General features: G+C 63.8%; 15 protein-coding genes. 5 read left to right on the forward strand and 10 right to left on the reverse strand.

Features of this window, described 5'->3' with window-relative positions:
* Window positions 1–8: 8 nt before the first annotated feature.
* The 4 genes from mscK to ACNFCJ_RS04925 form a co-directional block, all read right to left on the reverse strand.
* On the reverse strand, window positions 9–3,359 hold the full coding sequence (gene mscK, locus ACNFCJ_RS04910) for a mechanosensitive channel MscK (protein ID WP_416770122.1): 3,351 nt from the start codon (window positions 3,357–3,359) through the stop codon (window positions 9–11).
* A 129-nt stretch (window positions 3,360–3,488) separates the two neighbouring features.
* Window positions 3,489–5,234 (reverse strand): potassium/proton antiporter, encoded by a 1,746-nt coding sequence (locus tag ACNFCJ_RS04915; protein WP_074676365.1) that lies wholly within the window; start codon window positions 5,232–5,234, stop codon window positions 3,489–3,491.
* A 161-nt stretch (window positions 5,235–5,395) separates the two neighbouring features.
* Entirely contained in the window at window positions 5,396–7,201 is a 1,806-nt protein-coding gene (locus tag ACNFCJ_RS04920; RefSeq protein WP_416770125.1) for an acyl-CoA dehydrogenase, read from the reverse strand.
* 120 nt (window positions 7,202–7,321) lie between these two features.
* The gene (locus tag ACNFCJ_RS04925) at window positions 7,322–8,374 is read right to left on the reverse strand and encodes an NAD(P)H-dependent flavin oxidoreductase (RefSeq protein ID WP_416770126.1); all 1,053 of its coding nucleotides are present in this window, start codon (window positions 8,372–8,374) and stop codon (window positions 7,322–7,324) included.
* 122 nt (window positions 8,375–8,496) lie between these two features.
* On the opposite strand from ACNFCJ_RS04925, the gene ACNFCJ_RS04930 reads away from it, so the two are divergent.
* Window positions 8,497–9,351 carry a 23S rRNA (adenine(2030)-N(6))-methyltransferase RlmJ gene (locus ACNFCJ_RS04930; protein WP_416770128.1) on the forward strand — a complete coding sequence of 285 codons (855 nt, stop codon included), beginning with the start codon at window positions 8,497–8,499 and terminating at the stop codon, window positions 9,349–9,351.
* A gap of 70 nt (window positions 9,352–9,421) precedes the next feature.
* On the opposite strand, the gene ACNFCJ_RS04935 is transcribed toward ACNFCJ_RS04930, so the two are convergent.
* The 4 genes from ACNFCJ_RS04935 to ACNFCJ_RS04950 form a co-directional block, all read right to left on the reverse strand.
* Window positions 9,422–10,675, reverse strand: a complete 1,254-nt coding sequence (locus ACNFCJ_RS04935; RefSeq protein WP_416770129.1) for an HD-GYP domain-containing protein — start codon at window positions 10,673–10,675, stop codon at window positions 9,422–9,424.
* 70 nt (window positions 10,676–10,745) lie between these two features.
* Window positions 10,746–10,943, reverse strand: a complete 198-nt coding sequence (locus tag ACNFCJ_RS04940) for a putative motility protein (RefSeq protein ID WP_017678604.1) — start codon at window positions 10,941–10,943, stop codon at window positions 10,746–10,748.
* 17 nt (window positions 10,944–10,960) lie between these two features.
* A complete protein-coding gene (msrA, locus tag ACNFCJ_RS04945; protein ID WP_416770130.1) occupies window positions 10,961–11,614 on the reverse strand; it encodes a peptide-methionine (S)-S-oxide reductase MsrA in 654 nt (217 codons plus the stop codon).
* Between the two features lie 50 nt (window positions 11,615–11,664).
* Complete coding sequence (locus ACNFCJ_RS04950; protein WP_416770131.1) at window positions 11,665–14,370, reverse strand: putative bifunctional diguanylate cyclase/phosphodiesterase; 2,706 nt, start codon at window positions 14,368–14,370, stop codon at window positions 11,665–11,667.
* Between the two features lie 166 nt (window positions 14,371–14,536).
* Here ACNFCJ_RS04950 and ACNFCJ_RS04955 point away from each other — a divergent pair, with 166 nt between their 5' ends.
* Entirely contained in the window at window positions 14,537–15,043 is a 507-nt protein-coding gene (locus ACNFCJ_RS04955; RefSeq protein ID WP_416770133.1) for a hypothetical protein, read from the forward strand.
* 171 nt (window positions 15,044–15,214) lie between these two features.
* Here the strand turns inward: ACNFCJ_RS04955 and aceF are convergent, their stop codons facing one another.
* On the reverse strand, window positions 15,215–17,188 hold the full coding sequence (aceF, locus tag ACNFCJ_RS04960; protein WP_416770134.1) for a dihydrolipoyllysine-residue acetyltransferase: 1,974 nt from the start codon (window positions 17,186–17,188) through the stop codon (window positions 15,215–15,217).
* Window positions 17,189–17,199: 11 nt separating this feature from the next.
* Entirely contained in the window at window positions 17,200–19,845 is a 2,646-nt protein-coding gene (gene aceE, locus ACNFCJ_RS04965; RefSeq protein WP_416770136.1) for a pyruvate dehydrogenase (acetyl-transferring), homodimeric type, read from the reverse strand.
* A gap of 271 nt (window positions 19,846–20,116) precedes the next feature.
* Between aceE and glnE the strand changes: the two genes are divergently transcribed.
* The 3 genes from glnE to waaF all read left to right on the forward strand — a co-directional run bounded on the left by glnE (window position 20,117) and on the right by waaF (window position 25,151).
* The gene (gene glnE / locus ACNFCJ_RS04970) at window positions 20,117–23,059 is read left to right on the forward strand and encodes a bifunctional [glutamate--ammonia ligase]-adenylyl-L-tyrosine phosphorylase/[glutamate--ammonia-ligase] adenylyltransferase (RefSeq protein WP_416770138.1); all 2,943 of its coding nucleotides are present in this window, start codon (window positions 20,117–20,119) and stop codon (window positions 23,057–23,059) included.
* Window positions 23,060–23,123: 64 nt separating this feature from the next.
* Window positions 23,124–24,047, forward strand: coding sequence for a branched-chain amino acid transaminase (locus ACNFCJ_RS04975; RefSeq protein WP_003459089.1), 924 nt, complete (start codon window positions 23,124–23,126; stop codon window positions 24,045–24,047).
* A gap of 60 nt (window positions 24,048–24,107) precedes the next feature.
* Window positions 24,108–25,151: a lipopolysaccharide heptosyltransferase II gene (gene waaF, locus ACNFCJ_RS04980; protein WP_416770140.1), complete on the forward strand. Its 1,044-nt coding sequence runs from the start codon at window positions 24,108–24,110 to the stop codon at window positions 25,149–25,151.
* Window position 25,152: the final 1 nt, after the last annotated feature.

Consider the following 25,152-nt stretch of genomic DNA (forward strand, 5'->3'; position numbering starts at 1 on the left):
CTACCTGCTCAAGGTACTGCGGGCGGTTTGGGTGGTTGCTGCACACTGGCGGCGCCAGCGGCTGCGACTCTGGCCAGGTCTTTCTGATCCAGCTTCTGCTCGCCATGCTCCAGGTTTTTCACGTACACCTCGACCTGGCGGAAGGCGATGTTGATGCCGTTCTTCGGGAACTCGCGGTCGATGAAACGATTGATCTCGTCGGTGGCCGGGTTGCGATCGCCGAGGTCGCGCACGTGGATGCGCAGTTCGTGGTCCAGCGTGCTCTCGCCGAAGTTGAGGAAGTAGACGATGGGCCCCGGCTCCTTGAGCACGCGCGGGTTTTCCTGCGCCGCCTGCAGCAGCAGCTTGCGCACCAGATCGAGATCCGAGCCATAGCCGACGCCGACCTTGAGGGTGACGCGGGTGACCGTGTCGCTCAGCGACCAGTTGATGAGTTGGCCGGTAATGAAGGTCTTGTTCGGTACGATGATTTCCTTGTGATCGAAGTCGGTAATGGTGGTGGCACGGATACGGATCTTGCTCACGGTGCCGGACAGATTGCCGATGGTCACCACGTCACCGATACGCACTGGGCGCTCGAACAGGATGATCAAACCTGAAATGAAGTTGGCGAAAATTTCCTGTAGGCCGAAACCGAGGCCGACCGACAAGGCCGCCACCAGCCACTGCAACTTGTCCCAACTGACGCCCAGCGTCGATAGCGTGGTGACGATGCCAATGGCGACCAGGGCGTAGGACAGCAAGGTGGTGGTGGCGTAGGCGCTGCCCTGTGCCAGGCGCATGCGCGACAGCACCAGCACTTCGAGCAGGCCGGGCAGGTTACGCGCCAGTGCCACGGTGATGGCGACGATGATCAGTGCACCGATCACGTCCATCAGGCTGATGGGCACCAATGTCGCGCTGTCCCCGGAGCCGCTGCTGTATTCGTAGAGAGTGACCGTGTCGAGGTAGGTGAATACGCCGATCAGATCGGCCCAGACCGCGTACAGGCAAACCAGGAAGCCGCCGAGCAGGGCCAGGCGGATCAGGCGCAGGGACTGCTGGTTGACCTGCTCGATGTCCAGAGTGGGCTCTTCCACCGGTGCTTCGCCATCTAGGCTTTCCTTGCTCTGCGCCTGGCGTTTGGCCAGGGCGCGCTGATAGGCCAGGCGCCGTGCCGCCACACTCAGGCCACGTACCAGCGTAGCTTCGACGATCAGCAGGATGATCAGCAGGTACAGGGTGTCGATCAGCCGGTCGGTGAGCTTGAGTGCGGTGTAGTAATAGCCGAAGGCGACTGCGCCGATCAGCGCCAGCGGCAGCAGGTTGAACAGCACGCCGACGCCGGTGCGCAGCCCCGAGGTGTTCTCGCGCAGTGGTGCGCTGAACAGCAGGTGGAACAGCAGCCAGGCCATCAGGGCATAGCAGCTCAGCACCACGATGATGCCGATCACGTCGCCGGCCAGGCTCGCCGGCTGGTGCTCGGCAATGCTCACCACGGCCACCAGGGCCATCACCACCAGCCCCAGGCGACGCAGGTGCTGACGGAAGAAGGCGACGTTGGCCGGTGGCCAGTGGAAGTGCAGGATGGCCACGCCATCCGGGGAGAGAATCCGGTGCAGGGTGTAGAACACCAGCCAGGCCTCGGCCATCTCGTAGAGCGCGGCGCCCAGGTAGAGGTTCTGCCCGCGTGCATCATGCAGCAGGGCGTAGCCGCACAGTGCCAGGAACAGCGTTACCGGCAACGCCAGGATGATATTGAGCCCCAGCGCCATGGGCGTGTGCAGCTGGCTGTCGTGCTTGTAATGACCTATATCGCCATGCAGCGCGCCGAGCTTGCTGAACAGGTACTGGCGCCGCCAGAGGATCAGGGCGCAAAGCAGAATCAGCGGCAGGAACACCAGCGGGCGCTCGAACAGGCCGGCGCCGAGCTCGCTGATGGCCAGGCCCCAGGGCATGTTGGCCAGTTGCTGCTCGAGACGACGCGGTGCCGATTTCAGCCAGTCCAGATCGAGTGGCTTGTTGCTGGGAATCCAGAACATCTGCTCGTCGATGGTGGCGCGTAGGCTGCTGGCCGTGTTTTCCAGCTCCTTCTGATTGAGCTGCAGCGTGATCGACTCGTTGAGCAGCGCATTCAGCGAGCGGTTGAGGCGATCGAGCAGTTCACGCCGGGTATTGAGCTGGTCGCGCAGCGCGCTGCGCAGTGCCGGCGTGACCTCCTCGCTCGGTTGGCCGCTGAGCAGATTGTCCACATAGCGGGCGGGGTCGCTGATCTCCTCACGCTGCTTGTTCAGCTCGAACTGGTAGAGGCGAATATCGGCGATCTCGTTGGCGAGTGAGCCCTCTTCGAGTTTCAGCTTCGGTAGCGCTTGCTTCTGCTGGTAGAGCACTCTCGACAGCAGCAGGCTGCCTTGCAGCACCCGAATCTGTTCATCGAGCGCCTGGTTGGCCTGGTTGAGGTTGTCCAGCTGCTGGCGGGTTTGCAGGTTCTGCTCGGTCAGTCCATTGAGGCGATCTGTCGCGCGCAGCAGGTAATCGGAGAGCTTGAGGTTGAGCGTACTTTCCCGGGCCAGCAGTTTGTCCGAGCTGGCGCGCTCGGCCTCACGCGATTGCTCGGCGACGGTCTGTTCCGATTCTGCGCGGCGGCGTTCGTTGATCAGGCTTTGCAGTGCCTGGCGTTCCTGCTCCGCACGATTGATGCGCTCCTCGAACAGGGCCCGCTGTGCGCTACCGAGGTCCTGCAGCAGGCTGTTGCCGGCCAGTTCCTGGCGGCGTAGCTGGGTTTGCGCCGCAAGCAACGAGAGCTCTGCAGTGAGTTGATTGCGGCGTTCCTGAGTCAACGCCTTGCCATCGAAGCGACCGCTCTTGAGGCCGTCGTTGATCAGCTGGCTGCGTGTCTGGTTCTGGCTGATCTCCGCCTGGGCGCGCTCCGGCCGGGTCTGTGCGGTGATCACCAGGCTGTTGGCCTCGATGATTGCCTTGTTCCATTCGCTGAGCTGAGTGGAGCGCTCGCTCAGTAGTTGCTCGAGCTGAGCGAGCGAGGTTCGTGCGTGGCGCTCGGCGATCTGCTGTTCTGGGCTGGCCTTGAGCTTGTCCAGTTCACGCTGTGCTTCGCTGATCAGGCGTGGCGCCTCGTCCAGTTGTTTGCGCAAGTCGTTGAGGCGCTGGTCGGCGGTTTGCCGGTCCCGCAGCATGCGCAGCGTTTGTTCGAGGGTCTGCTTGAGCGCCAGTTGCTCGGCTTCCGGCAGCTTGCGATCAGCCAGGCTGTCCAGGCTCTGCTGCACGCTCTCTGCCGTCGGTGGTTCTTCGGCGAACACGGGTGGGATGCCGATGAACAGGGCAAACAGAACGGCTGCTAGGGAAAGGCGCGACAGATGCATGGTCGATTGATCTACTGAGTGAACGGCAACGATGGAGAATACCTGCGGCACAACGAAGACGCGGGCCCTTGTGGCCCGCGCGTGATGCTGATGCTAGCAGAGTCCTGGCAGGTAGTTTTCAACTGCTTGCTAGAAGTGCAGCCCGGGGCCAGGGCGTGTGCCTTCTGGGAATCTGACGCCGACTTTACGCACCTTGTTCCCCTCCATGGCCGCGACCGTCCAGGTCAGGCCCTGCCATTCCACTTGGTCACCCACTACCGGTTCGCCACCGATTTCGTGAGCGATGAAGCGGCCCAGCGGCTGATTGCCCTCCACCTCATCCAGCTTGAGGCCGTAGAGCGAGGCAACCGCGCTCAGTTCGGCGTCGCCTTCCAGCACGAAATCACCGAAGAAGCGCAGGTCCTGACCCCGCTTGGGTGCCTGGCTGAACAGCTTGCCAAGGGCCGGCAGGTCGTGCTCGTGGCCGATCACGCAGAGCAGATCCCCTGCTTCCAGGCGGGTACTGCCGGAGGGGTGAAGCAGGTCACGGCCACGGAACAGCGCGGCGATACGGGTGCCCTCGGGCATTTTCAGCTCACGCAGGGCCGCGCCGATGCACCATTTCTCCGCGCCGAGTCGATAGACGAACAGCTCCCACTGGCTGGTCGGGTGCACTTCCAGGCCGGCGCGTGACACGGGGACGGGCTCTGGCGGTACGGTGACGCGCATCAGCTTGGCGGCCAGCGGCAGGCTGGTGCCCTGCAGCAGCAGGGAGATGATCACGATGAAGAACGCCACGTTGAAGAACAGCTGCGCATTGGGCAGGCCGGCCATCAGCGGGAACACCGCGAGGATGATCGGCACGGCGCCGCGCAAGCCAACCCAGGCGATGAAAATTCGCTCGCGGTCATGGAAGGCACGGAACGGCAGCAGGCCGAGGAAGATCGACAGCGGTCGCGCGAAGAGGATCATCCACAGCGCCAGGGCCAGGGCCGGCAGGGCGATGGGCAGCAGCTCGTGCGGCGTGATCAGCAGGCCGAGGACCAGGAACATGCCGATTTGCGCCAGCCAGGTGAGGCCGTCGAGCATGTGCAGAATGCCGTGGCGCGAGCGGATCGGCCGGTTGCCCAGCAACAGCCCGCACAGGTAGATGGCCAGGATGCCGCTGCCGCCCACGGCGGTGGTGATGGCGAAGATGATCAGGCCGCCGCTGACCACCAGTAGCGAGTAGAGACCCGCGGCCAGTTCCATGCGATTGACCAGCTTGAGCAGCAGCCAGCCCCCGCCCAGGCCCAGCAGGGCACCCAGGCCGAATTGCTGCACCAGTTGAATCGGCAGATCCCAGCTGAAGCCGGTCTGGCCGCTCGCGAGCATGGCGATCAGGGAAACGGTGAGGAACACCGCCATCGGGTCGTTGCTACCCGACTCGATTTCCAGCGTGGAGCTGACCCGCTCGTTGAGGCCGCGTCCGCCGAGCAGGGAGAACACCGCAGCAGCATCGGTGGAGCCGACGATGGCGCCGATCAGCAGGCCTTCCAGCAGGGTCAGGTTGAACAGCCAGGCGGCGGCCAGGCCGGTCAGGCCCGCGGTTATCACCACCCCCAACGTCGCCAATGAGAGCGAGGGCCACAGGGCCACGCGGAAGCTGGAAACCCGGGTGCGCATACCGCCGTCGAGCAGGATCACCGCCAGCGCCAGGTTGCCGACCAGGTAGGCCAGGGGATAGTTGTCGAAGACGATGCCGCCGGGGCCATCAGTGCCGGCCAACATGCCGACGCCGAGGAAGATCACCAGAATGGGTATGCCAAAACGCGTCCCGAACGCGCTGACCAGAATACTGACCGCTACCAGCAATGCGCCGATCAAGAACAGATTATTGATGGCGCTGGCATCCAACTGCGCGTACTCCTGGCTGGGAAACGTGGGGCGCCGCTATGCATGGCGCGTGCCAGGGATTCTAACCGTAGCCTTCCTACCGCTGTCAAAAAGGTTATTACATTTTTCTAAATGGCCCCGAAGCGCCCCGCGCTGGATCGCCCGGGGCCTTTGGCTCAGTTTCAGAACCAGGTGTCCTGCATGCCCAGGCAGGTATCGTCGCGGGCTTCGAGAATGGCCAGGTCGTGATGGCAGCTTGGCACTTCCCAGGTCAGAAAGTAGCGCGCGGCTTGCAGCTTGCCGCGGTAGAAGGCCTGCTCGTCGGCATTGTCCGTGCGGGCCAGGCCCTGCTCGGCGCGAATCGCCTGCTCCAGCCAGCGCCAGCCGATCACCATGTGACCGAACACCTTCAGGTACAGCGCCGAGTTGGCCAGCGCCTGGGTGATCTTGCCGCTCATCAGATCGCCCAGCAGCGCCAGGGTCACCGCCTGCAGGCGAGCCAGCAATTGCTCCAACGGCTGGCGCAGGGCAGTGAGCGATTCGTGCTCGCTGGCGCGCTGGCAGCAGTCGTTGATCAGCTTGAGCAGTTGCTTGAGCGCGGCGCCGCCGTTCTGCGAGACCTTGCGCCCGAGCAGATCGAGCGACTGGATGCCGTGGGTACCCTCGTGAATCGGGTTGAGGCGGTTGTCGCGGTAGTACTGCTCCACCGGGTATTCACGGGTGTAGCCGTGGCCGCCGAGGATCTGGATGGCCATCTCGTTGGCCTTGAGGCAGAACTCCGACGGCCAGGATTTGACGATGGGCGTGAGCAGGTCGAGCAGTTCCAGGGCGCGGGTGCGCTCTTCGGCGGTTTCCAGTGTGTGGGTATCGTCGAACAGCCGTGCGGCATACAGACCGAGGTCGAAGGCGCCTTCGACGTAGGCCTTCTGCGTCAGCAGCATGCGGCGTACGTCGGCGTGCTCGACGATGGAAATCTGCGGGCTGCTCGGGTCCTTGCCGTCCGGCTGGCGGCCCTGCGGGCGGTTGCGCGCATAGTCCAGCGAATAGAGGTAGCCGGCGTAGCCGAGCATGATCGCGCCCATGCCGACGCCGATGCGCGCCTCGTTCATCATCTGGAACATATAGGACAGGCCAGCATGCGGCTTGCCCACCAGGTAGCCGACGCACTCGCCGTTGTCGCCGAAATTGAGCGCAGTGGAAGTGGTGCCGCGCCAGCCCATCTTGTGGAACAGGCCGGCCAGGGTCACGTCGTTGCGCTTGCCCAGGCTGCCGTCGTCATTGACGTGGAACTTGGGCACCAGGAACAGGCTGATGCCCTTCACCCCGGGCGGTGCGTCCGGCAGCTTGGCCAGCACCATGTGCACGATGTTCTCGGAGATCGGCTGGTCGCCGCCGGAGATGAAGATCTTGTTGCCCTTGAGGCGGTAGCTGCCATCGGCGTGTGGTTCGGCCTTGGTGCGAATGTCCGAGAGCGAAGAGCCGGCGTGCGGCTCGGTCAGCGCCATGGTGCCGAAGAAGCGGCCATCGATGATCGGCTGCAGGTAGCGGTCTTTTTGCTCTTGATTGCCGAAGGCCTCGATCAGGTTGGCCACGCCCATGGTCAGCATCGAATAGGAGCTGGTGGCGATGTTGGCCGACTGGAAATGGGCGAAGCAGGCCTGCGACAGCAGGTTGGGCAGTTGCATGCCGCCATGCTCGAAATCGCGGGTGGCGTTGAGAAAGCCGGCTTCGTGGAAGGCCCGCAGGGCCGGTTCGACTTCCGGGATCAGCACCGCGGCGCCATCGACGTACTGCGGTTCGTGCTCGTCGTTCTTGCGGTTGTGCGGGGCGAACAGCTCTTCGGAAATGCCGCGCGCGGTGCTGATCGCCGCATCGAAGGTTTCACGGTTGTGATCGGCGAAGCGCGGACGCTGAGTCAGGGCTTCGGCGTCGAGCACCTCATAGAGTTCGAACGCCAGGTTGCGGGAGCTGAGCAGGGTCTCGGACATGGAACGGGCCTCCAGATGATCGACCGAGTCTAGGCAGTCAGTCGCCCAGCTGCCCAGCATCATCAGTGGCGGTGATAAAGCACCACACCACCTTGCCAGCCCGGGATCGTAGGAGCGGCTTCAGCCGCGATGTGCTTCGAAGCCCCGTCCCAGCTCATGGGTCAGCTCTGCAGCCGGCATCACTCTACAATTGGCGACATTCTGTCCCGCCCAGAGCGGTGAAAAGTCGCCGCTGCCCTGCGCTTCGGCCGCCGCGCGCAACGGTGCGATGGCCGCAGTGGCCAGGGGGAAGGCGGGCGCCTGCGTGCTCAGCGGCCCCAGCTCGCGCATCAGGCGATTGACGATGCCGCGCGCCGGGCGCCCACTGAACAGGTTGGTCAGCGCCGTGTGGCGCGCCGCCGGGCTCTGCAGCGCCGCGCGGTGCAGGACGCTGGTCGTGGCTTCCGGGCACAGTAAATAAGCGCTACCAACCTGCACACCTGCTGCGCCGAGGGCCATGGCAGCGGCCACGCCACGGGCATCGCTGATGCCGCCGGCGGCGATCACCGGCACCGACAGTGCATCCACCAGCTGCGGTAACAGGGCGAAGGTGCCGAGCTGGCGGCTCAGGTCGAAATCGAGAAAGTGCCCGCGATGGCCGCCGGCTTCCAGGCCCTGGGCGATCACCGCATCGACGCCACGTTCCTGTAGCCACAGCGCTTCGTCCAGGGTGGTGGCGCTGGAGAGGATCTTGGCCCCGCTACGGCGCACTCGCTCCAGCAGGTCAGGCTGCGGCAGGCCGAAGTGGAAGCTGACCACCGCAGGGCGAAACTCCTCCACCAGTGCGGCCGCTTCGTCGTTGAACGGCAGGCGCCCAGGCCCGCTGGAAATGTTGGCCGGGTCGACGCCCAGCTCGTCGTAGTAGGGCGCCAGCGCTTGGCGCCAGCCAGCCTCGCGGGCCGCGTCTGGCTCGGGCGGCACATGGCTGAAGAAGTTCAGATTGAACGGGCGCTCGGTCAGCTCGCGCATCGCTTGCAGCTCCTGGCGCAGGGCGGCCGCTGTGAGCATCGCGCAGGGAATCGAGCCGAGGCCGCCGGCCAGACATACGGCGGCAGCCAGGCGGTGATCCTGCGAACCGGCCATTGGCGCCTGGATCAGGGGAAGTTCGCTGCCGAGCAGCTTTTGCAGGGGCATGGCGGGGTTCTCGCTGTCCATGGAGGAGCGGGCAGCCTAGGCCTTGAAGGTGCACTGGAGCAAGCCGCGATGCGAGTTGTCGGCGGCCTGTTAAACTGCGCGCCTGATTCGAGGACTCCTGCATGAACTACCGCCACGCCTTCCATGCCGGCAACCACGCCGATGTGTTCAAGCACCTGGTGCTGACCCGCCTGATCGCCCTGCTGTCGCGCAAGGAGGCGCCCTTCGCCTACCTCGACAGCCACGCTGGCATTGGCCTCTACGACCTGCGGGGCGACCAGGCCAGCCGTACCGGCGAATATCAGGAGGGTATCGCGCGTCTGTGGCAGGCCACGCGACTGCCGGATGCGGTGCAAGCCTACCTGGAGGTGGTGCGAGCGATGAACCCGAATGGCGAATTGCGCTATTACCCCGGTTCGCCAGAGCTGGCACGCCTGTTGACTCGAGAGCAGGACGCTCTGCAGCTCAACGAGAAGCACCCCGAGGATGGCCGTCTGCTCAAGGACAACATGCGCGGCGACCGCCGCGTCGCTGTGCACCTGGGTGAGGGCTGGCACGTGCCGCGCGCGCTGATGCCGACGCGGGAGAAGCGCGTGCTGCTGCTGATCGATCCGCCGTTCGAGAAGGCTGACGAGCTGCAACGCTGCGTCGAGGCCTTGAACGAAGCGCATGGGCGCATGCGTCAGGCCATCGTGGCGATCTGGTACCCGATCAAGGACGAGCGCCAGTTGGCGCGCTTCTACCGCGATCTGGGCAAGAGCGCCGCGCCCAAGTTGTTGCGCGCCGAGCTTTACGTGCACGCGCCGGACGATGCCACGCGTCTGAGCGGCTCGGGCCTGGTGATCAGTAACCCGCCATGGGCTCTGGAAGATGAACTCAGGCAGCTTCTACCCTGGCTGGCCGATGTGCTTGGCCAGAGTCAAGGCGGCTGGCGCCTGGATTGGTTGATAGAAGAAGCGCCAAGCGGCAAGTCCTAAGCGCGCAGCCCGGATGAAGTCCGGGAGCCGTGGCCCCCGATCCCCGGATTGCATCCGGGCTACAAGGGGCTCAAGCGGGTTTGTGGTTGGGCTCGATGTGGTAGCTCAGGTTGCGCCGCGGGCTGAGGTATTCCAGTACCTCCAGCGGTAGCTGCGAGGGGCGCAGGCTGCGGGCGATGGCGAGCTTCGGCTCCTGGGCGAGATCGACGATCAGGGCTTCCTGCTTGGGCGTGTCGGCGTCGTAGAGAATCAGCGTTGGTTTCAACGCCTGAGTCGGGTTCATGCCCAGCACCAGCGCGTAGCGCTCATCTTCCAGTTGCACCAGGCTGCCTGGCGGGTAGATGCCCATGACGCGAACGAAGGCCTTCAGCGCCACCTCGTCGAAGCGCTCGCGCTGCTGCTTGAACATCAGTGCCAGGGCTTCGTGTGGGCTCAGGGCCTGGCGCGGGTCGAGCGGGTTGCACAGCCCGTCGAAATGATTGGTGATCGCCACCAGACGACTCAGGCGACCGATAGCGGCCTCGCGCAGCCCACGCGGATAGCCGCTGCCATCACAGTGCTCGTGATGTTCATGGATGATGCGCAGCACCTCGTCATCGAGCATCAGTTTCTGCCCCATGCGCAGGCCGAAGTCGGTGTGCATCTGCAGCAGTTGCTGCTCCGGGCGGCTCAAGGGTTCGGGCTTGAGCAGCACCTTGCTCGGCACTTCCAGCTTGCCGATATCGTGCAACAGGGCGCCGAGGCCGAGGCTATGACAGGCCTCGCTGTCGAGTCCGAGCTGGCGCCCGAGCAGCAGGGACAACACGGTGACGTTGAGGGCATGGAAGTAACTGTCCTCGGCCGCCTTGCCAGTGATGCCATGCAGCACCACGCCGGGTGCCCCGAGCAGGGTCTCGACCATCTCGCCGACGATGGCCCCGGCCTGGCGCATGGCGTCTTCCGGGCGGCTGCGCAGGGTCTGGTTGAGCGTCTTGATGCGTTGGCTGGCCTCGATGAAGCGGCGATCCACCTCGGCCAGGCGGCTGCGCAGGTGACGCAGTTTCTCCACGCGCTCCTGGCGTGCCTGACTCTCCGGGTCGACCGGCGGTTCTTCGACAGGAGGGGCGGTGACGCTGTCGGCGAGAGAAGGGGGCGGGCAGTCGCTACGCGCTGGGTCATAGCGCAGCTGCTTCAGGTTGAGCGCGCGCAAGGCGCGAATCTGCGCTTCGTCCTTGATCTTGAAGTTGCTGAAGGCGAAATCATGCTCCCACCAGCTCAGGTCCAGATGAACGTAGAGGCCGACGCAAAGCTGATCGGGGGTGATGGTGGGCAGAGGGGCGGGCATGCCGGGCTCGTCGGTCGATGGCTATTTGCCCGCAGTTTAGACCGGCTGATGGCCTGAGGACATTAGTTGTTCAGGCCATCACGTCGATGCTGTTGCCCAGGTTGGGCGGGTTGCTGGGGGCGCTGACCGGCGCAGCTGACTGCACCAGCCCGGTGATGTTGGCGGCCTGCAGCTCCAGGGTCTTGCGCAGCAGCAGAAGCGACATCTGCGCGGAGATTTGCGCCGATGCCTGACTCGATACCTGGCTGGAAATGCTGCTCAGCTCCACGACCCGTTACCCCGTGCTCAAGATTCAGGGGGTAGACATACGCCTGTTCCGCCCAGGCCGCAATAGCCGCCCGGATTCTTCGCCAGGTATTGCTGGTGATAGGTCTCGGCGTAGTAGAAGGTCGGCGCCTCGGCGATTTCAGTGGTGATGCTGCCCACTCCGGCCTTGTCCAGCTCAGCCTGGAAGCGTGCCTGGCTGGCTTTGGCGGCGCTCAGTTGAGCTTCGTCCTGGCAGTAGATCGCCGAGCGGTACTGGGTGCCCTGGTCGTTGCCCTGGCGCATGCCCTGGGTCGGGTTGTGCACTTCCCAGAACACCTTGAGCAGCGCTTCGAAGCTGGTCTGCTGCGGATCGAACACGACCAGTACCACTTCGGTGTGTCCGGTCAGGCCAGAGCAGACTTCCTCGTAGGTAGGGTTGGGCGTGAGGCCGCCGGCATAGCCGACCGCCGTGCTGAACACACCGGGCTGTTGCCAGAAGCGTCGTTCGGCGCCCCAGAAACAACCGAGGCCGAACACCGCCTGTTGCAGACCGGCGGGGAAGGGCGCCTTGATCGGGTTGCCGTTGACATAGTGAGTGTCTGCCACGGGCATCGCCTCTGCGCGGCCGGGCAGGGCCTGCTCGGCAGTCGGCAGGACATCCTTGTTAACGAGAATCTGGGAACGCAGAACCATGGCGGTCTCCTGGAAGTGGGTGGGTAGTGGACTACGCGCAGTGCGGCGTATTACGTCCGTTGGTCGGCCTGTGGCCGACAGGGGTAGCGGCGCAGACTGTCGATCAGTTCGCGGCCAGGAATCGGTTTGTCGAACAGGTAGCCTTGGCCGACGTCGCATCGCTGACGGCGCAGGAACGCGAGCTGGGCGCCGGTCTCGATGCCTTCTGCGACCACCTTGAGCTTGAGGTTGTGGGCCATGGCGATCACCGCCGAGGTGATCTCCATGTCGTCCTGGTTGTCGGGAATGTCCTTGATGAAGCTGCGATCGATCTTGATCACGTCGATGGGGAATTTCTTCAGGTAGCTGAGCGAGGAATAACCGGTGCCGAAGTCGTCCATGGCCAGGGTCAGGCCCAGGCTCTTGAGGCGGCCGAGCTGGTGGCGGGTGTCCTCGGTGGCTTCCAGCAGCAGGCTCTCGGTCAGCTCCAGCTCCAGCAGGCGCGGGTCGAGCTGTTCTTCATGCAGGATGGCGGCGATGGAGCCGACCAGATCTGGGTCGGAGAACTGTTTGGGCGACAGATTGATCGCCACCTGCAGTTCGCCCATGCCGATGGCGGCGATCTGCTTGCTCATGCGACAGGCCTGGCGTACCACCCATTTGCCAATGGGAATGATCAGGCCGGTTTCCTCGGCGACGCTGATGAACTGGTCAGGGCGGATCATGCCCTTCTCCGGGTGGTGCCAGCGCAGCAGCGCCTCCATGCCCAGCAGCTGGCCGTTTTTCAGGCACAGCTTGGGCTGGTAGAACACCTCCAGCTCACTCTGGGTCAGGGCTCGGCGCAGGTTGTTCTCGACGAACAGCTTGTAGTTGGCCTCGGCATTGAGCTCTTCGGTGAACAGCTGCACCTGATGCTTGCCGTTGGCCTTGGCCTTGTGCAGGGCCAGGCCGGCGTGCTTCATCAGCGTCTGTGGGTCGTCGCCGTGTTGCGGAGCCAGGGCCAGGCCGAGCGAGCCGGTGATGCTGATCAACTGGTTATCGACGAACAGCGGCTTGTCCAGGGTCTGCAGCACCTGATGAGCGACACGCAGGCCCGCGTCCTGATCGCAACCGTCGAGCAGGATGGCGAATTCGTTGCTGGCAAAGCGTGCCAGGGTGCCTTTGGCGCCGAGGCTGTTGCGCAGGCGTCGGGCCAGGGCCGAAAGCAGCTTGTCGCCGGTCTGGTGGCCGAGGCTGTCGTTGATCCGCTTGAAGTTGTCGATATCCACCAGCAGCAGGACGAGCGGCTGCTGCGTATTGTCAGCGAAGCGCTGCTCGAGGCTGCGGATGAACGAGGGGCGATTGCCCAGGTTGGTCAGGTTGTCGGTATAGGCCAGGCGCTCGATGCGTTGCTGGGCTAGCTTGGCTTCGGTGACGTCTTCGTAAATGCCGATGTAGTGGGTCAGCTCGCCATCGTCGCCATACACCTTGGATATCGACAGATGGCCCCAATAGGGGTCCAGGTTCTTGCGCCGGCTGCGGAACTCGCCCTGCCAACTGCTGTGCTCGGCGAGGCTGGAACGGGCATCGAACAGCAGGTCGCTGAGGTTGGCCAGGGCGGGCAGTTCGGAGAGGCGATGGCCGCAGACCTCGTCGCTGCTGTACAGGGTGATGGCCGTGAAGCTGGGGTTGACGTACTCCACCCGGCCGTCGCGGTCGACCAGCAGAAAGGCGCTGGCGCTCTGTTCGACGGCGCGCTGGAACAGATGCAGGGCGTTGGTGGCGCTGCGTTTCTGCTGATTGATCAGCACCTGGGCGAACTGATCGGCCAGCTCGCCGGCGAAGGCGATCTCGTCGGCCTGCCAGGTGCGTGGGCCGCCGATATGCTCCAGGCAGAGTACGCCGACCACTTCGCCTTCGATGCGTATGCTGGCGTCGAGCATCGAGCAGATGCCCTGCGGCTGCAGGTAGCTGGCGGCCAGTTCGCAGGTGCGCGGATCGCGCTGGGCGTCGTGTGCGTCGATGGCGCGGCCGCTGTGCAGCGCTTGCAGATACTGCGGGACGTTACGCGCGTTTAGCGGCGGCAGTTGTTCGTGCTGGTCGAGGTCGCGGCGGTACAGCGACACGGAATCCAGGTGATGATTGCCCAGCTTCCAGATGCCTGCGCGAGCGACACCGTAGACCTCGCAGGCGGCCTGGGTGATCAGTTCGGCCGCTTCCCGCTGCGGGTCGCTGGAGGCGTAGCGCTGGCGCGCCAGGCGCACGATCAGTTGCTGCTGGGTGCGTGAACGGGCGAGGTGTTGCAGGTGGTCATTCTGGGTGCGCTGATATTGCTGCAGCGAGCTGCGCAGTTGCTGATTCTGCGTGTGCAGTTCCTGTTCGGCAGGGGCGTACTGATCGAGGCTCTCGTCCGCCACCAGCAGGTAGCCACGCAGCAACTGGCGGTTGCGCTGTTTGAAGGGTTCGCCCATCTCCAGCAGGGTCAGCGCGCCCTGTGGTGTATGCAGGGTGTAGCGCACCAGGTAATGCGGACCTTGCAGCAGTTGCTGCTGGATGGTGTCGTGCAGACGGTAGCGCGCCTCTGGCTCCATCAGACTGGCGTAGGGGGCGTCCACCAGCGCGCAGAGATCGCTGGCGCTGATACCCAACTGACGTTCGCAGGCCGGGTCGAGAAACAGCAGTGCCCAGCTTGGCTCGTTCAAGCGCTCGAAACGCAACATGCCGAGCCGCGAGGGCACTGGCAACTGCGTCACAACCTCGGCTGCCGAGCGTGCGCTGGCATCGGGATGGCTTTTCATTGGGCGGTGGGCTTCCAGTATGCTGACCAGGCGAGGCATCCGTTCTCAGTACAGGGTCGCTGCTGCCAGAAGGCGCAGCGGCACGGACGGAGGCTAGGGCTCAGGCCTACTTCACTATAGCGTTCGGCAAGGGTGCATCATGCAAGCGAGACTGACAAGAAAACTCATGGCCTTGGTGCTTGGCGGAGCACTTTTTACGGCCATACCCGCGGTTGCCAGCGCCGAGGACACGGCGATATTGCGGGGCGACGAGCAGGCGGCTTATCTGGACGGGCTCAAGCGTCTTTATCTGGCCGATAACGAGCGCAATGCGTTGCTCGCGCACAGCAACGCATTGCTGGAAACCTACGCCCTGCGCGCTGGCTACCAGGTTGGCCAGGCGCAGCGGCAGGATCTGCTGTACCGCTTGAATGTCGGCAATGCCGGCGAGCTTATCCTGCGCGAGGAGAGCCGTGGCGCGCAGGGCACCGCCATCTCGGTGCGCAATCAGCGTGTTGCGGTGTTCGGTATCGATCCGTTCATCCGCTACGAGTGTCCGACCGGCGGTATCCGCTGTGTGCTGTTCAATCCGGCTGATGGCAGTCCGTTGCTGAGCATCGTGCGTGACCACCAGGGGGCTGGTGAGTTGGCCAAGGCGTTGAGCTTTCTGATTCGCAACGTGCAGAAAGGATAAGGCAGCCACAAGCCACACGCTCGCACCGGCGCGGCGTTCCTCCGTGGATTGTGCGTGGCGCCCCTGATTAGCTTTTGCTTGGAGCCTGTACCTCGACGCTTGCCACTGAATAAAAAAACCCCGCCTGGATGGGCGGGGTTGAGGAGACGAGCGTGGCGTGCTCGAAACGATTTACAGCAGGATGGTGCGGATATCGGCCAGCAGCTGCGACAGACGCTGAGTGAAGCGTGCGGCGGCAGCACCGTTGATCACTCGGTGATCGTAGGACAGCGACAGCGGCAGCATCAGCTTGGGCTGGAAGGCCTTGCCATCCCACACCGGCTGCATGGTCGCCTTGCTGACACCAAGGATCGCCACTTCCGGCGCGTTGACGATCGGCGTGAAGCCGGTGCCGCCAATGTGGCCGAGGCTGGAGATGGTGAAGCAGGCGCCCTGCATGTCATCAGCCGAGAGCTTCTTGGTGCGCGCTTTTTCCGCCAGGGCGGCGGCCTCAGCCGCAAGCTGCAGCAGGCTCTTCTGATCGACGTTCTTGATCACCGGCACCAGCAGACCGTCCGGCGTATCGACGGCGAAGCCGATATGCACGTACTTCTTGCGGATGATCGCCTTGCCGCTCGGGGCCAGCGAACTGTTGAAGTCCGGCAGTTCCTTGAGCAGGTGGGCGCAGGCTTTGAGCAGCAGCGGCAGCACGGTCAGCTTGACGCCGGCCTTCTCGGCCACGGCCTTCTGCGCGACACGGAAGGCTTCCAGGTCGGTGATGTCGGCCGAGTCGAACTGAGTCACGTGCGGCACGTTGAGCCAGCTGCGATGCAGGTTGGCGGCGCCGACCTGCATCAGGCGGGTCATCGGCACTTCTTCGATTTCACCGAACTTGCTGAAGTCCACGGTCGGGATCGGCGGGATGCCGGCGCCGCCAGTGGCAGCGGCTGCAGTCGCCTGCGGTGCGGCCTTGGCCTTGTGCATCATCGCCTTGACGTACACCTGCACGTCTTCCTTGAGGATGCGACCTTTCGGGCCGGTACCGGCGATATCCGCCAGTTCCACGCCGAAATCACGGGCCAGCTGACGCACGGCGGGGCCGGCATGCACCTTGGCGCCATCACGCTTGGGCGCGTTGGCGACTTCGGCAGCTGCAGCCGACAGTGAGGCAATGGCGCGGACTTCTGCGGCCACTTCCGGGGCGGCGCCTTCCGGTACGCGGTGCACTTCCTGGCTGGCTTGCGCCGGCGCAGCGGCCGGTGCAGCACCCGCCACCTTGAGTTTGAGAATCAGGTCGCCGGTGCCAACTTCGGCGTCCAGCTTGACCAGCACTTCTTCCACCACGCCGGCAGCCGGCGAAGGGATTTCCATGGAGGCCTTGTCGGACTCCAGGGTGATCAGCGACTGGTCGGCTTCGATTGTGTCACCGGCCTTGACCATGACCTCGATGACCTTGACCTTGCCATCGGTGCCGATGTCCGGCACGTGCACGTCCTGTACCGAAGCAGCAGCCGGGGCTGCGGCAGCGGGGGCAGGTGCGGCGGCGGGCGCAGCAGCGGGTGCTGCGGCTTGAGCCGGCGCAGTGCTGCTGGTTGCACTGCCAGCAGTACGCAGCTTGAGGATCAGGTCGCCAGTGCCGACTTCGGCATCCAGTTTGACCAGCACTTCTTCCACCACGCCGGCAGCCGGCGAAGGGATTTCCATGGAGGCCTTGTCGGACTCCAGGGTGATCAGCGACTGGTCGGCTTCGATGGTGTCACCGGCCTTGACCATGACTTCGATGACCTTGACCTTGCCATCGGTGCCGATGTCCGGCACGTGCACGTCCTGCACGCTGCTGCTGGTTGCAGCGGCGGGCGCGGCAGCCGGAGCGGCCGCTTGTGGTGCAGCAGCGGGTGCTGCTTCGGCTTTCGGCGCAGGCGCCGCTTCGGCGGCACCTTCGACTTCCAGCACCAGCAGTTCGTCGCCTTCTTTCAGGCGGTCACCGATCTTGACCTTGATTTCCTTGATCACGCCGGCTTTGGGCGAGGGCACTTCCATGGAGGCCTTGTCGGACTCCAGGGTCAGTACGCTCTGGTCGGCTTCGATACGGTCGCCGACCTTTACCAGCAGTTCAATCACCTCGCCTTCACCGCCGAGGTCGGGTACGCGAATCAATTCACTCATCGCTACGCTCCTTAGCAGTCCAGGGGGTTGGCTTTGTCGGCGTCGATACCGAACTTGGCGATGGCATCAGCCAGCACCTTGGCTTCGATCTCGCCACGGTCGACCAGGGCTTCAAGGGCGGCCAGCACGACCCAGTTGCGATCCACTTCGAAGAAGTGACGCAGCTGCTTGCGGCTGTCGCTGCGGCCGAAGCCGTCGGTGCCCAGGACCTTGTATTCCTTGCTCGGCACCCACTGACGAACCTGCTCGGCGAACAGCTTCATGTAGTCGGTGGACGCGATGACCGGGCCCTTGCGGCCGCTCAGGCACTGCTCGATGTAGGTCTGCTTGGGCTTCTGGCCCGGGTGCAGACGGTTGCTGCGCTCTACGGCCAGGCCGTCGCGACGCAGTTCGTTGAAGCTGGTGACGCTCCACACATCGGCGCCGATGTTGAACTCGTCACGCAGGATCTTCGCTGCTTCGACGACTTCACGCAGGATGGTGCCGGAACCCAGCAGCTGCACGTGGTGCGCGGCTTCCTTCTTGTCTTCCTCGAGCAGGTACATGCCCTTGATGATGCCGTCTTCCACGCCTTGCGGCATGGCCGGCTGCTGGTACGACTCGTTCATCACGGTGATGTAGTAGAAGATGTCCTGCTGCTCTTCGGTCATCTGACGAATACCTTCGCGGATGATCACGGCGAGCTCGTAGCCGTAGGTCGGGTCGTAGGTGCGGCAGTTGGGGATGGTCGCTGCCAGCATGTGGCTGTGACCGTCTTCGTGCTGCAGGCCTTCACCGTTGAGGGTGGTACGGCCGGCGGTACCGCCGATCAGGAAACCACGGGTGCGGCTGTCGCCAGCGGCCCAGGCCAGGTCACCGATACGCTGGAAGCCGAACATCGAGTAGAAGATGTAGAACGGCAGCATCGGCTGGTTGTGGCAGGAGTACGAAGTACCAGCGGCGATGAAGGAGCTCATGGCGCCGGCTTCGTTGATGCCTTCCTCGAGGATCTGACCTTTCTTGTCCTCTTTGTAGAACATCACTTGGTCTTTATCGACCGGCTCGTACAGCTGGCCGACCGAGGAGTAGATGCCGAGCTGACGGAACATGCCTTCCATACCGAAGGTACGGGCTTCGTCCGGGATGATCGGGACGATGCGCTGGCCGAGTTCCTTGTCCTTGACCAGCTGCGCGAGGATGCGCACGAAAGCCATGGTGGTGGAGATTTCGCGGTCGCCCGAGCCGTCGAGGATGGCCTTGAGGGTATCCAGCGGCGGGGTCGGGATGCTGAAGCTCTGCTGGCGACGCTGCGGTACGAAGCCACCCAGCGCGTTGCGGCGCTCGTGCAGGTACTTGTACTCGGGGCTGCCTGGCTCCGGCTTGACGAAGGGCAGGTTTTCCAGCTCCTCGTCCTTGACCGGGATATCGAAGCGGTCGCGGAACTGACGCAGGCTGTCGACATCGACCTTCTTGGTGTTGTGCGCGGTGTTCTTCGCTTCACCGGCGCCGGTACCGTAGCCCTTGATTGTCTTGGCCAGGATCACGGTCGGCTGGCCGCTGTGGTTCACGGCCTGGTGGTAGGCCGCGTAGACCTTGTACGGGTCGTGGCCGCCACGGTTGAGCTTCCAGATCTCGTCGTCGGAGAGATCCTTGACCATCTCCTTGAGCTCCGGGGTGTTGAAGAAGTTTTCGCGAACGTAGGCGCCGTCTTTGGCCTTGTAGTTCTGGTATTCACCGTCGACCACTTCGTCCATGCGGCGCTGCAGGGCACCGTCCTTGTCCTTGGCGAACAGTGGATCCCAGAAGCGACCCCAGACCACTTTGTTGACGTTCCACTGGGCACCGCGGAATACGCCTTCGAGTTCCTGGATGATCTTGCCGTTACCGCGTACCGGGCCGTCGAGGCGCTGCAGGTTGCAGTTGATGACGAAGATCAGGTTGTCCAGCTTCTCGCGGCCGGCCAGGGAGATGGCACCGAGGGATTCCGGCTCGTCGCACTCGCCGTCGCCCATGAAGCACCAGACTTTCTGCTTGCCGGCCGGGATGAAGCCGCGCGCTTCCAGGTACTTCATGAAGCGCGCCTGGTAGATCGCCTGGATCGGGCCCAGCCCCATGGAAACGGTGGGGAACTGCCAGAAGTCCGGCATCAGCCAGGGGTGCGGGTAGGACGACAGACCTTTGCCGTCCACTTCGCGGCGGAAGTTCTTCATCTGGTCTTCGCTGATGCGACCTTCCATGAAGGCGCGGGCGTAGACGCCGGGGCTGGCGTGGCCCTGATAGAACACCAGGTCGCCGCCGTGTTCTTCGGTCGGGGCCTGGAAGAAGTAGTTGAAACCGATGTCGTACAGCGTCGCGGAGGAGGCGAAGCTGGAAATGTGGCCGCCCAGATCCGGGTCGTCCAGGTTGGTGCGCATCACCATGGCCAGGGCGTTCCAGCGCACCAGCGAGCGGATACGGCGTTCCATGAACAGGTCGCCGGGCATGCGAGCTTCATGGGTTACCGGGATGCTGTTGCGGTAAGGCGTGGTGATCGCGTAGGGCAGTTGCGCACCGCTGCGGGTGGCCAACTCGCCCAGACGGGTCATCAGGTAATGGGCACGGTCTTCACCCTCACGGTCGAGGACGGATTCAAGGGCGTCCAGCCATTCCTGGGTTTCGATCGGATCGAGGTCTTGCATGGCTTGCTCCAGGGCGGAAAGGCTTCCAGAATCGGATGCCAGTTGGATCTCACCGGCTTTTTGGGCGGGCGAGTTGAAATTCTTGGATTTACCGGGGGTAGGACCGGCCGCGTGTAGTTTTACTACATTTCGACGACGGATTCAGCCCTCTGGATACAATTCTTTCGTAGTAAAACTACAATCTGCGGCACCGCCGGCCGCGCGTGCCCCGCTGGAGCGGGGCTGCGGGCGATTGCACCGTGCGTCCGGCAGTCCGCCAAAAGGATAGACCATGAGCCTGCCGTTGCTGGTCGAGTTGCCCTCTTCCCTTATTCCCCTGGCCGAACGTGCCGAGCAGTCACTGCAAACCGCCTTGATCGAGCACGAAGCGCTGGCTGGGCATGTGGCTGGCTGGCCGCAAGAGCGCCGCGATGCCTGGCGGCAGGTTTCGGCTCTGAGCGATTTCGTCGCCGAACAGGCGCAGCGTGATCCGCAGATGTTCGTTACGCTGGCGGGGTCTGGTGAGCTGGAACGCAGCCTGGCGCCGGGCGAGTTGCGCCAGCAACTGGAAGTGCAACTGAACGAATGCGCCGATGAGGATGCCCTCGGGCGCTGTCTGCGACGCTTTCGCAATCGCCAGCAACTGCGCATCATCTGGCGCGACTTCAGTCGCCAGGCGGCGCTTGGTGAAACCTGTCGCGACCTGTCCGATCTTGCCGATGCTTGCATCGATCTGGCCTATCACTGGCTCTACCCGCGCCATTGCGCCCAGTTCGGTACGCCTGTGGGGCGGCGCAGCGGCCAGCCGCAGCACATGGTCATCCTTGGCATGGGCAAGCTCGGCGCGCACGAGCTGAATCTTTCCTCTGATATCGATCTGATCTTCGGCTACCCGGAAGGGGGTGAGACCGAAGGCGTGAAGCGCCCGCTGGATAATCAGGAATTCTTCATCCGTCTGGGGCAGAGGCTGATCAAGGCGCTGGATGCGATCACCGTCGACGGTTTCGTGTTCCGTACCGACATGCGCCTGCGCCCGTATGGATCGAGCGGCGCGCTGGTGTTCAGCTTCAATGCGCTGGAGCAGTACTACCAGGATCAGGGGCGTGACTGGGAGCGCTACGCCATGATCAAGGCGCGCGTGGTTGGCGGTGATCAGTCTGCGGGTGCCGAGTTGTTGGAGATGCTGCGACCCTTCGTCTATCGCCGCTATCTGGATTTCTCCGCCATCGAGGCGCTGCGCGCGATGAAGCTGCTGATTCAGCAGGAAGTGCGGCGCAAGGGCATGAGCGAGAACATCAAGCTCGGTGCCGGTGGTATTCGCGAGATCGAGTTCATCGCCCAGGCGTTTCAGTTGATCCACGGTGGGCGCGACCTCAGCCTGCAACAGCGACCGCTGCTCAAGGTGCTCACCACGCTGGAGGGGCAGGGCTATCTGCCGCCAGCGGTGGTCGCGGAGATGAAGGAAGGCTACGAGTTCCTGCGTTATGCCGAGCACGCCCTGCAGGGCATTGGTGATCGGCAGACGCAGATGCTGCCGGCCGACCCGCAGGATCAGGTGCGAGTCGCCGCGATCATGGGTTTCGCCGACTGGGCGAGTTTTCATGAGCGGCTGATGCATTGGCGTGGCCGCATCGAATGGCATTTCCAGCAGGTGATCGCCGACCCTGATGAAGACGAATCGGATGCTGGCGAGGCCAGCGTCGGCGCCGAGTGGCTGCCGCTGTGGCAGGGTGCGCTGGACGAAGAGGCGGCTGCGCAGCAACTGCTGGAGGCCGGCTTCGTAGACGCCGTGGCGGCTTGTCGGCGGCTCGCCGATTTGCGCAACGGCCCACAGGTGCGCGCCATGCAGCGTCTGGGGCGTGAGCGTCTGGATGCGTTTATTCCGCGCCTGCTGGCGCAGACCGTCGAGCACGACAAGCCGGATCTGGTGCTGGAGCGGGTACTGCCGCTGGTGGAAAAGGTCGCACGGCGTTCGGCCTATCTGGTGCTTTTGAGCGAAAACCCGGGGGCGCTGGAGCGGCTGATCAGTCTTTGCGCAGGTAGCCCGTGGATCGCCGAGCAGATTGCCCGCTATCCACTGTTGCTCGACGAGCTGCTCAACGAGGGGCGGCTATATTCGCCGCCGCTGGCGCCGGAGCTGGCGGCCGAGCTGCGCGAGCGGCTGATCCGTATTCCCGAGGAAGACCTGGAGCAGCAGATGGAGGCGCTGCGTCACTTCAAGCTGGCTCACAGCCTGCGCGTGGCCGCATCGGAAATCGCCGGCACGCTGCCCTTGATGAAGGTGTCGGACTATCTGACCTGGCTGGCCGAGGCGATTCTCGATCAGGTGCTGGCGCTGGCCTGGCAGCATACGGTGCAGCGCCATGGCCGTCCTTATCGTGCCGATGGCACGCCGTGCGATCCGGATTTCATCATTGTCGGTTACGGCAAGGTAGGCGGCCTGGAGTTCGGCCATGGCTCGGACCTGGATCTGGTGTTCATCCATGACGGTGACCCGCAGGCCGAAACCGATGGTGCCAAGCCCATCGACGGTGCGCAGTTCTTTACCCGCCTGGGCCAGCGCATCATTCACCTGCTGACCACCCAGACCACCTCTGGTGCGTTGTATGAGGTCGACATGCGCCTGCGACCATCGGGCGCAGCCGGGCTGCTGGTCAGCTCGCTGGGCGCCTTTAAGCGCTATCAGGAAACCGAGGCCTGGACCTGGGAACATCAGGCACTGGTGCGTGCGCGGGTGCTGGTGGGGTGTTCGCGCCTGGCTGGCGAATTCGCTCGCGTGCGCGCCGAGGTGCTCGGTCGCCAGCGCGATATCGAGGCGCTGCGTGTCGAGGTCAGCGAGATGCGCGCGAAGATGCGTGACAACCTTGGCAACAAAAATACCGCAGCCGGTACGGCGCCGAATGCCTTCGAGGCCACGTCCTCCTTCGATCTGAAGCAGGATGCCGGTGGTATCGTCGATATCGAATTTATGGTGCAATACGCGGCTCTGGCCTGGTCGTGGCAACACCCGCAGCTACTCGAGTTCACCGATAACATCCGCATTCTGGAAGGTCTGGAGCGGGTGGGTTTGATGGGCGCCGAGGATGCCGCCTTGCTGCGCGAGGTCTACAAGATCTATCGCTCGGCCGCTCATCGCCAGGCGCTGCAGAAGCAGCCTGGAGTGGTGCCGGGGGATCAGTTCCAGGATGAGCGCCGCGCTGTGATGCGCCTGTGGCGTGAACTGGGGCTGAGTTGAATGACGGGGGCTGCGGCCCCACCTAATTGTTCGAACCGTGAAGCGAATTTGAGGAGCAGGCAAGATGTCGATGTCCGACCGTGATGGCGTGATCTGGTACGACGGCAAACTGGTGCCGTGGCGCGAAGCCAACACCCATGTGCTGACCCACACCCTGCACTACGGCATGGGCGTGTTCGAAGGCGTACGCGCCTACAACACCCCGGACGGCACTGCGATCTTCCGTCTGCAGGCGCACACCGACCGTCTGTTCGACTCCGCGCACATCTTTAACATGCAGATCCCTTTCACCAAGGAAGAGATCAACGAAGCCCAGCGCGCCGCCGTGCGTGAGAACGGCCTGGAAAGCGCCTACCTGCGCCCGATGGTGTTCTTCGGTAGCGAAGGCATGGGCCTGCGCGCCGCAGGCCTGAAAGTGCACGTGATCGTCGCTGCCTGGCATTGGGGCGCGTACATGGGCGAGGAAGCGCTGGAGGCCGGCATCAAGGTGCGCACCAGCTCCTACACCCGCCACCACGTCAACATCGCCATGACCCGTGCCAAGGCCAACGGCAACTACATCAACTCGATGCTGGCCCTGCAGGAAGCCATATCCGGTGGCGCCGACGAAGCAATGCTGCTGGATCCGGAAGGCTACGTGGCCGAAGGTTCGGGCGAGAACATCTTCCTGGTCAAGGACGGCGTGGTGTACACCCCGGAAGTGACCTCCTGCCTCAACGGCATCACCCGCAGCACCATCCTGACCCTGGCTGAAGAGCATGGCATCAAGGTGGTCGAGAAGCGCATCACCCGCGATGAGGTGTACATCGCCGACGAGGCTTTCTTCACCGGTACTGCCGCTGAAGTCACGCCGATTCGTGAAGTCGATGGTCGCAAGATTGGTGCCGGCCGCCGTGGCCCGGTTACCGAGAAGCTGCAGAAAGCTTACTTCGATCTGGTCACCGGCAAGACCAGTGGCCACGCCGAATGGCGTACGCTGGTCAAATAAGCGATTCCTCGAAGGCTCGACGGGGAGGCGAAAGCCTCCCCGGTCGTTTCTGGAAAGAATATGAAGATACTTATCGTTGGGCCTAGCTGGGTAGGCGACATGGTGATGGCGCAGACGCTGTTCCAGTGTCTGAAACAGCGTCACCCCGAGTGCGAGATCGACGTGCTGGCGCCGGACTGGAGCCGGCCGATCCTCGAGCGTATGCCCGAGGTGCGCGCCGCGCTGAGCCTGCCGCTGGGCCACGGCGTGCTCGACCTGGCCACGCGTCGGCGCATAGGCAAGTCGCTGGTCGGTCAGTACGACCAGGCGATCCTCTTGCCTAACTCGCTCAAGTCCGCCTTGGTGCCCTGGTTCGCCGGCATCCCCAAGCGCACCGGCTGGAAGGGCGAGATGCGTTATGGTCTGCTCAACGATATCCGCACGCTGGATAAAGACCGCTATCCGTTGATGATCGAGCGCTTCATGGCGCTGGCCTATGAGCCAGGTGCTGCGTTGCCGCAACCTTATCCACAGCCGCGTTTGCAGATCGATGAGTCCAGCCGTGCAGCGGCCCTGAGCAAGTTCGGTCTGCAGTTGGACCGCCCAGTGCTGGCGCTGTGCCCAGGTGCGGAGTTCGGTGAGGCCAAGCGTTGGCCGGCCGAACATTACGCCAAGGTGGCCGAGATCAAGATCCGCGAGGGTTGGCAGGTCTGGCTGTTTGGCTCGAAGAATGATCATGCCGGCGGCGAAGACATTCGCATGCGGCTGATTCCCGGCCTGCGCGAGGAAGTCAGCAACCTGTCCGGACAAACCAGCCTGGCCGAGGCCATCGACCTGATGTCGGCCGCCACTGCCGTGGTGTCCAACGATTCCGGCCTGATGCATGTGGCGGCGGCGCTGAACCGTCCGCTGGTGGCGGTCTACGGTTCCACCTCGCCGGGTTTCACCCCGCCGCTGGCTGATCGTGTCGAGATCGTTCGCCTGGGTCTGGAGTGCAGCCCCTGCTTTGAGCGCACCTGCCGCTTCGGTCACTACAACTGCCTGCGTGAGCTCAAGCCACGCCCAGTGATCGAGGCGCTGGATCGACTGGTCGGTGAGCCTCTGACCCTGGTCGAGGGCGACTGAT

Origin of the sequence: Pseudomonas sp. NY15364, from assembly GCF_048068235.1 — a bacterium.
Lineage (GTDB): Bacteria > Pseudomonadota > Gammaproteobacteria > Pseudomonadales > Pseudomonadaceae > Aquipseudomonas > Aquipseudomonas mendocina_D.

What these genes read in the sequence shown, in the direction of transcription:
- mscK (WP_416770122.1), bottom strand. Translation starts at nt 3,359, where the DNA reads ATGCATCTGTCGCGCCTTTCCCTAGCAGCCGTTCTGTTTGCCCTGTTC.
- ACNFCJ_RS04950 (WP_416770131.1), bottom strand. Translation starts at nt 14,370, where the DNA reads ATGAAAAGCCATCCCGATGCCAGCGCACGCTCGGCAGCCGAGGTTGTG.
- aceE (WP_416770136.1), bottom strand. Translation starts at nt 19,845, where the DNA reads ATGCAAGACCTCGATCCGATCGAAACCCAGGAATGGCTGGACGCCCTT.
- ACNFCJ_RS04920 (WP_416770125.1), bottom strand. Translation starts at nt 7,201, where the DNA reads ATGTCCGAGACCCTGCTCAGCTCCCGCAACCTGGCGTTCGAACTCTAT.
- ACNFCJ_RS04930 (WP_416770128.1), top strand. Translation starts at nt 8,497, where the DNA reads ATGAACTACCGCCACGCCTTCCATGCCGGCAACCACGCCGATGTGTTC.
- ACNFCJ_RS04935 (WP_416770129.1), bottom strand. Translation starts at nt 10,675, where the DNA reads ATGCCCGCCCCTCTGCCCACCATCACCCCCGATCAGCTTTGCGTCGGC.
- glnE (WP_416770138.1), top strand. Translation starts at nt 20,117, where the DNA reads ATGAGCCTGCCGTTGCTGGTCGAGTTGCCCTCTTCCCTTATTCCCCTG.
- waaF (WP_416770140.1), top strand. Translation starts at nt 24,108, where the DNA reads ATGAAGATACTTATCGTTGGGCCTAGCTGGGTAGGCGACATGGTGATG.
- aceF (WP_416770134.1), bottom strand. Translation starts at nt 17,188, where the DNA reads ATGAGTGAATTGATTCGCGTACCCGACCTCGGCGGTGAAGGCGAGGTG.
- ACNFCJ_RS04955 (WP_416770133.1), top strand. Translation starts at nt 14,537, where the DNA reads ATGGCCTTGGTGCTTGGCGGAGCACTTTTTACGGCCATACCCGCGGTT.
- ACNFCJ_RS04925 (WP_416770126.1), bottom strand. Translation starts at nt 8,374, where the DNA reads ATGCCCCTGCAAAAGCTGCTCGGCAGCGAACTTCCCCTGATCCAGGCG.
- ACNFCJ_RS04975 (WP_003459089.1), top strand. Translation starts at nt 23,124, where the DNA reads ATGTCGATGTCCGACCGTGATGGCGTGATCTGGTACGACGGCAAACTG.
- msrA (WP_416770130.1), bottom strand. Translation starts at nt 11,614, where the DNA reads ATGGTTCTGCGTTCCCAGATTCTCGTTAACAAGGATGTCCTGCCGACT.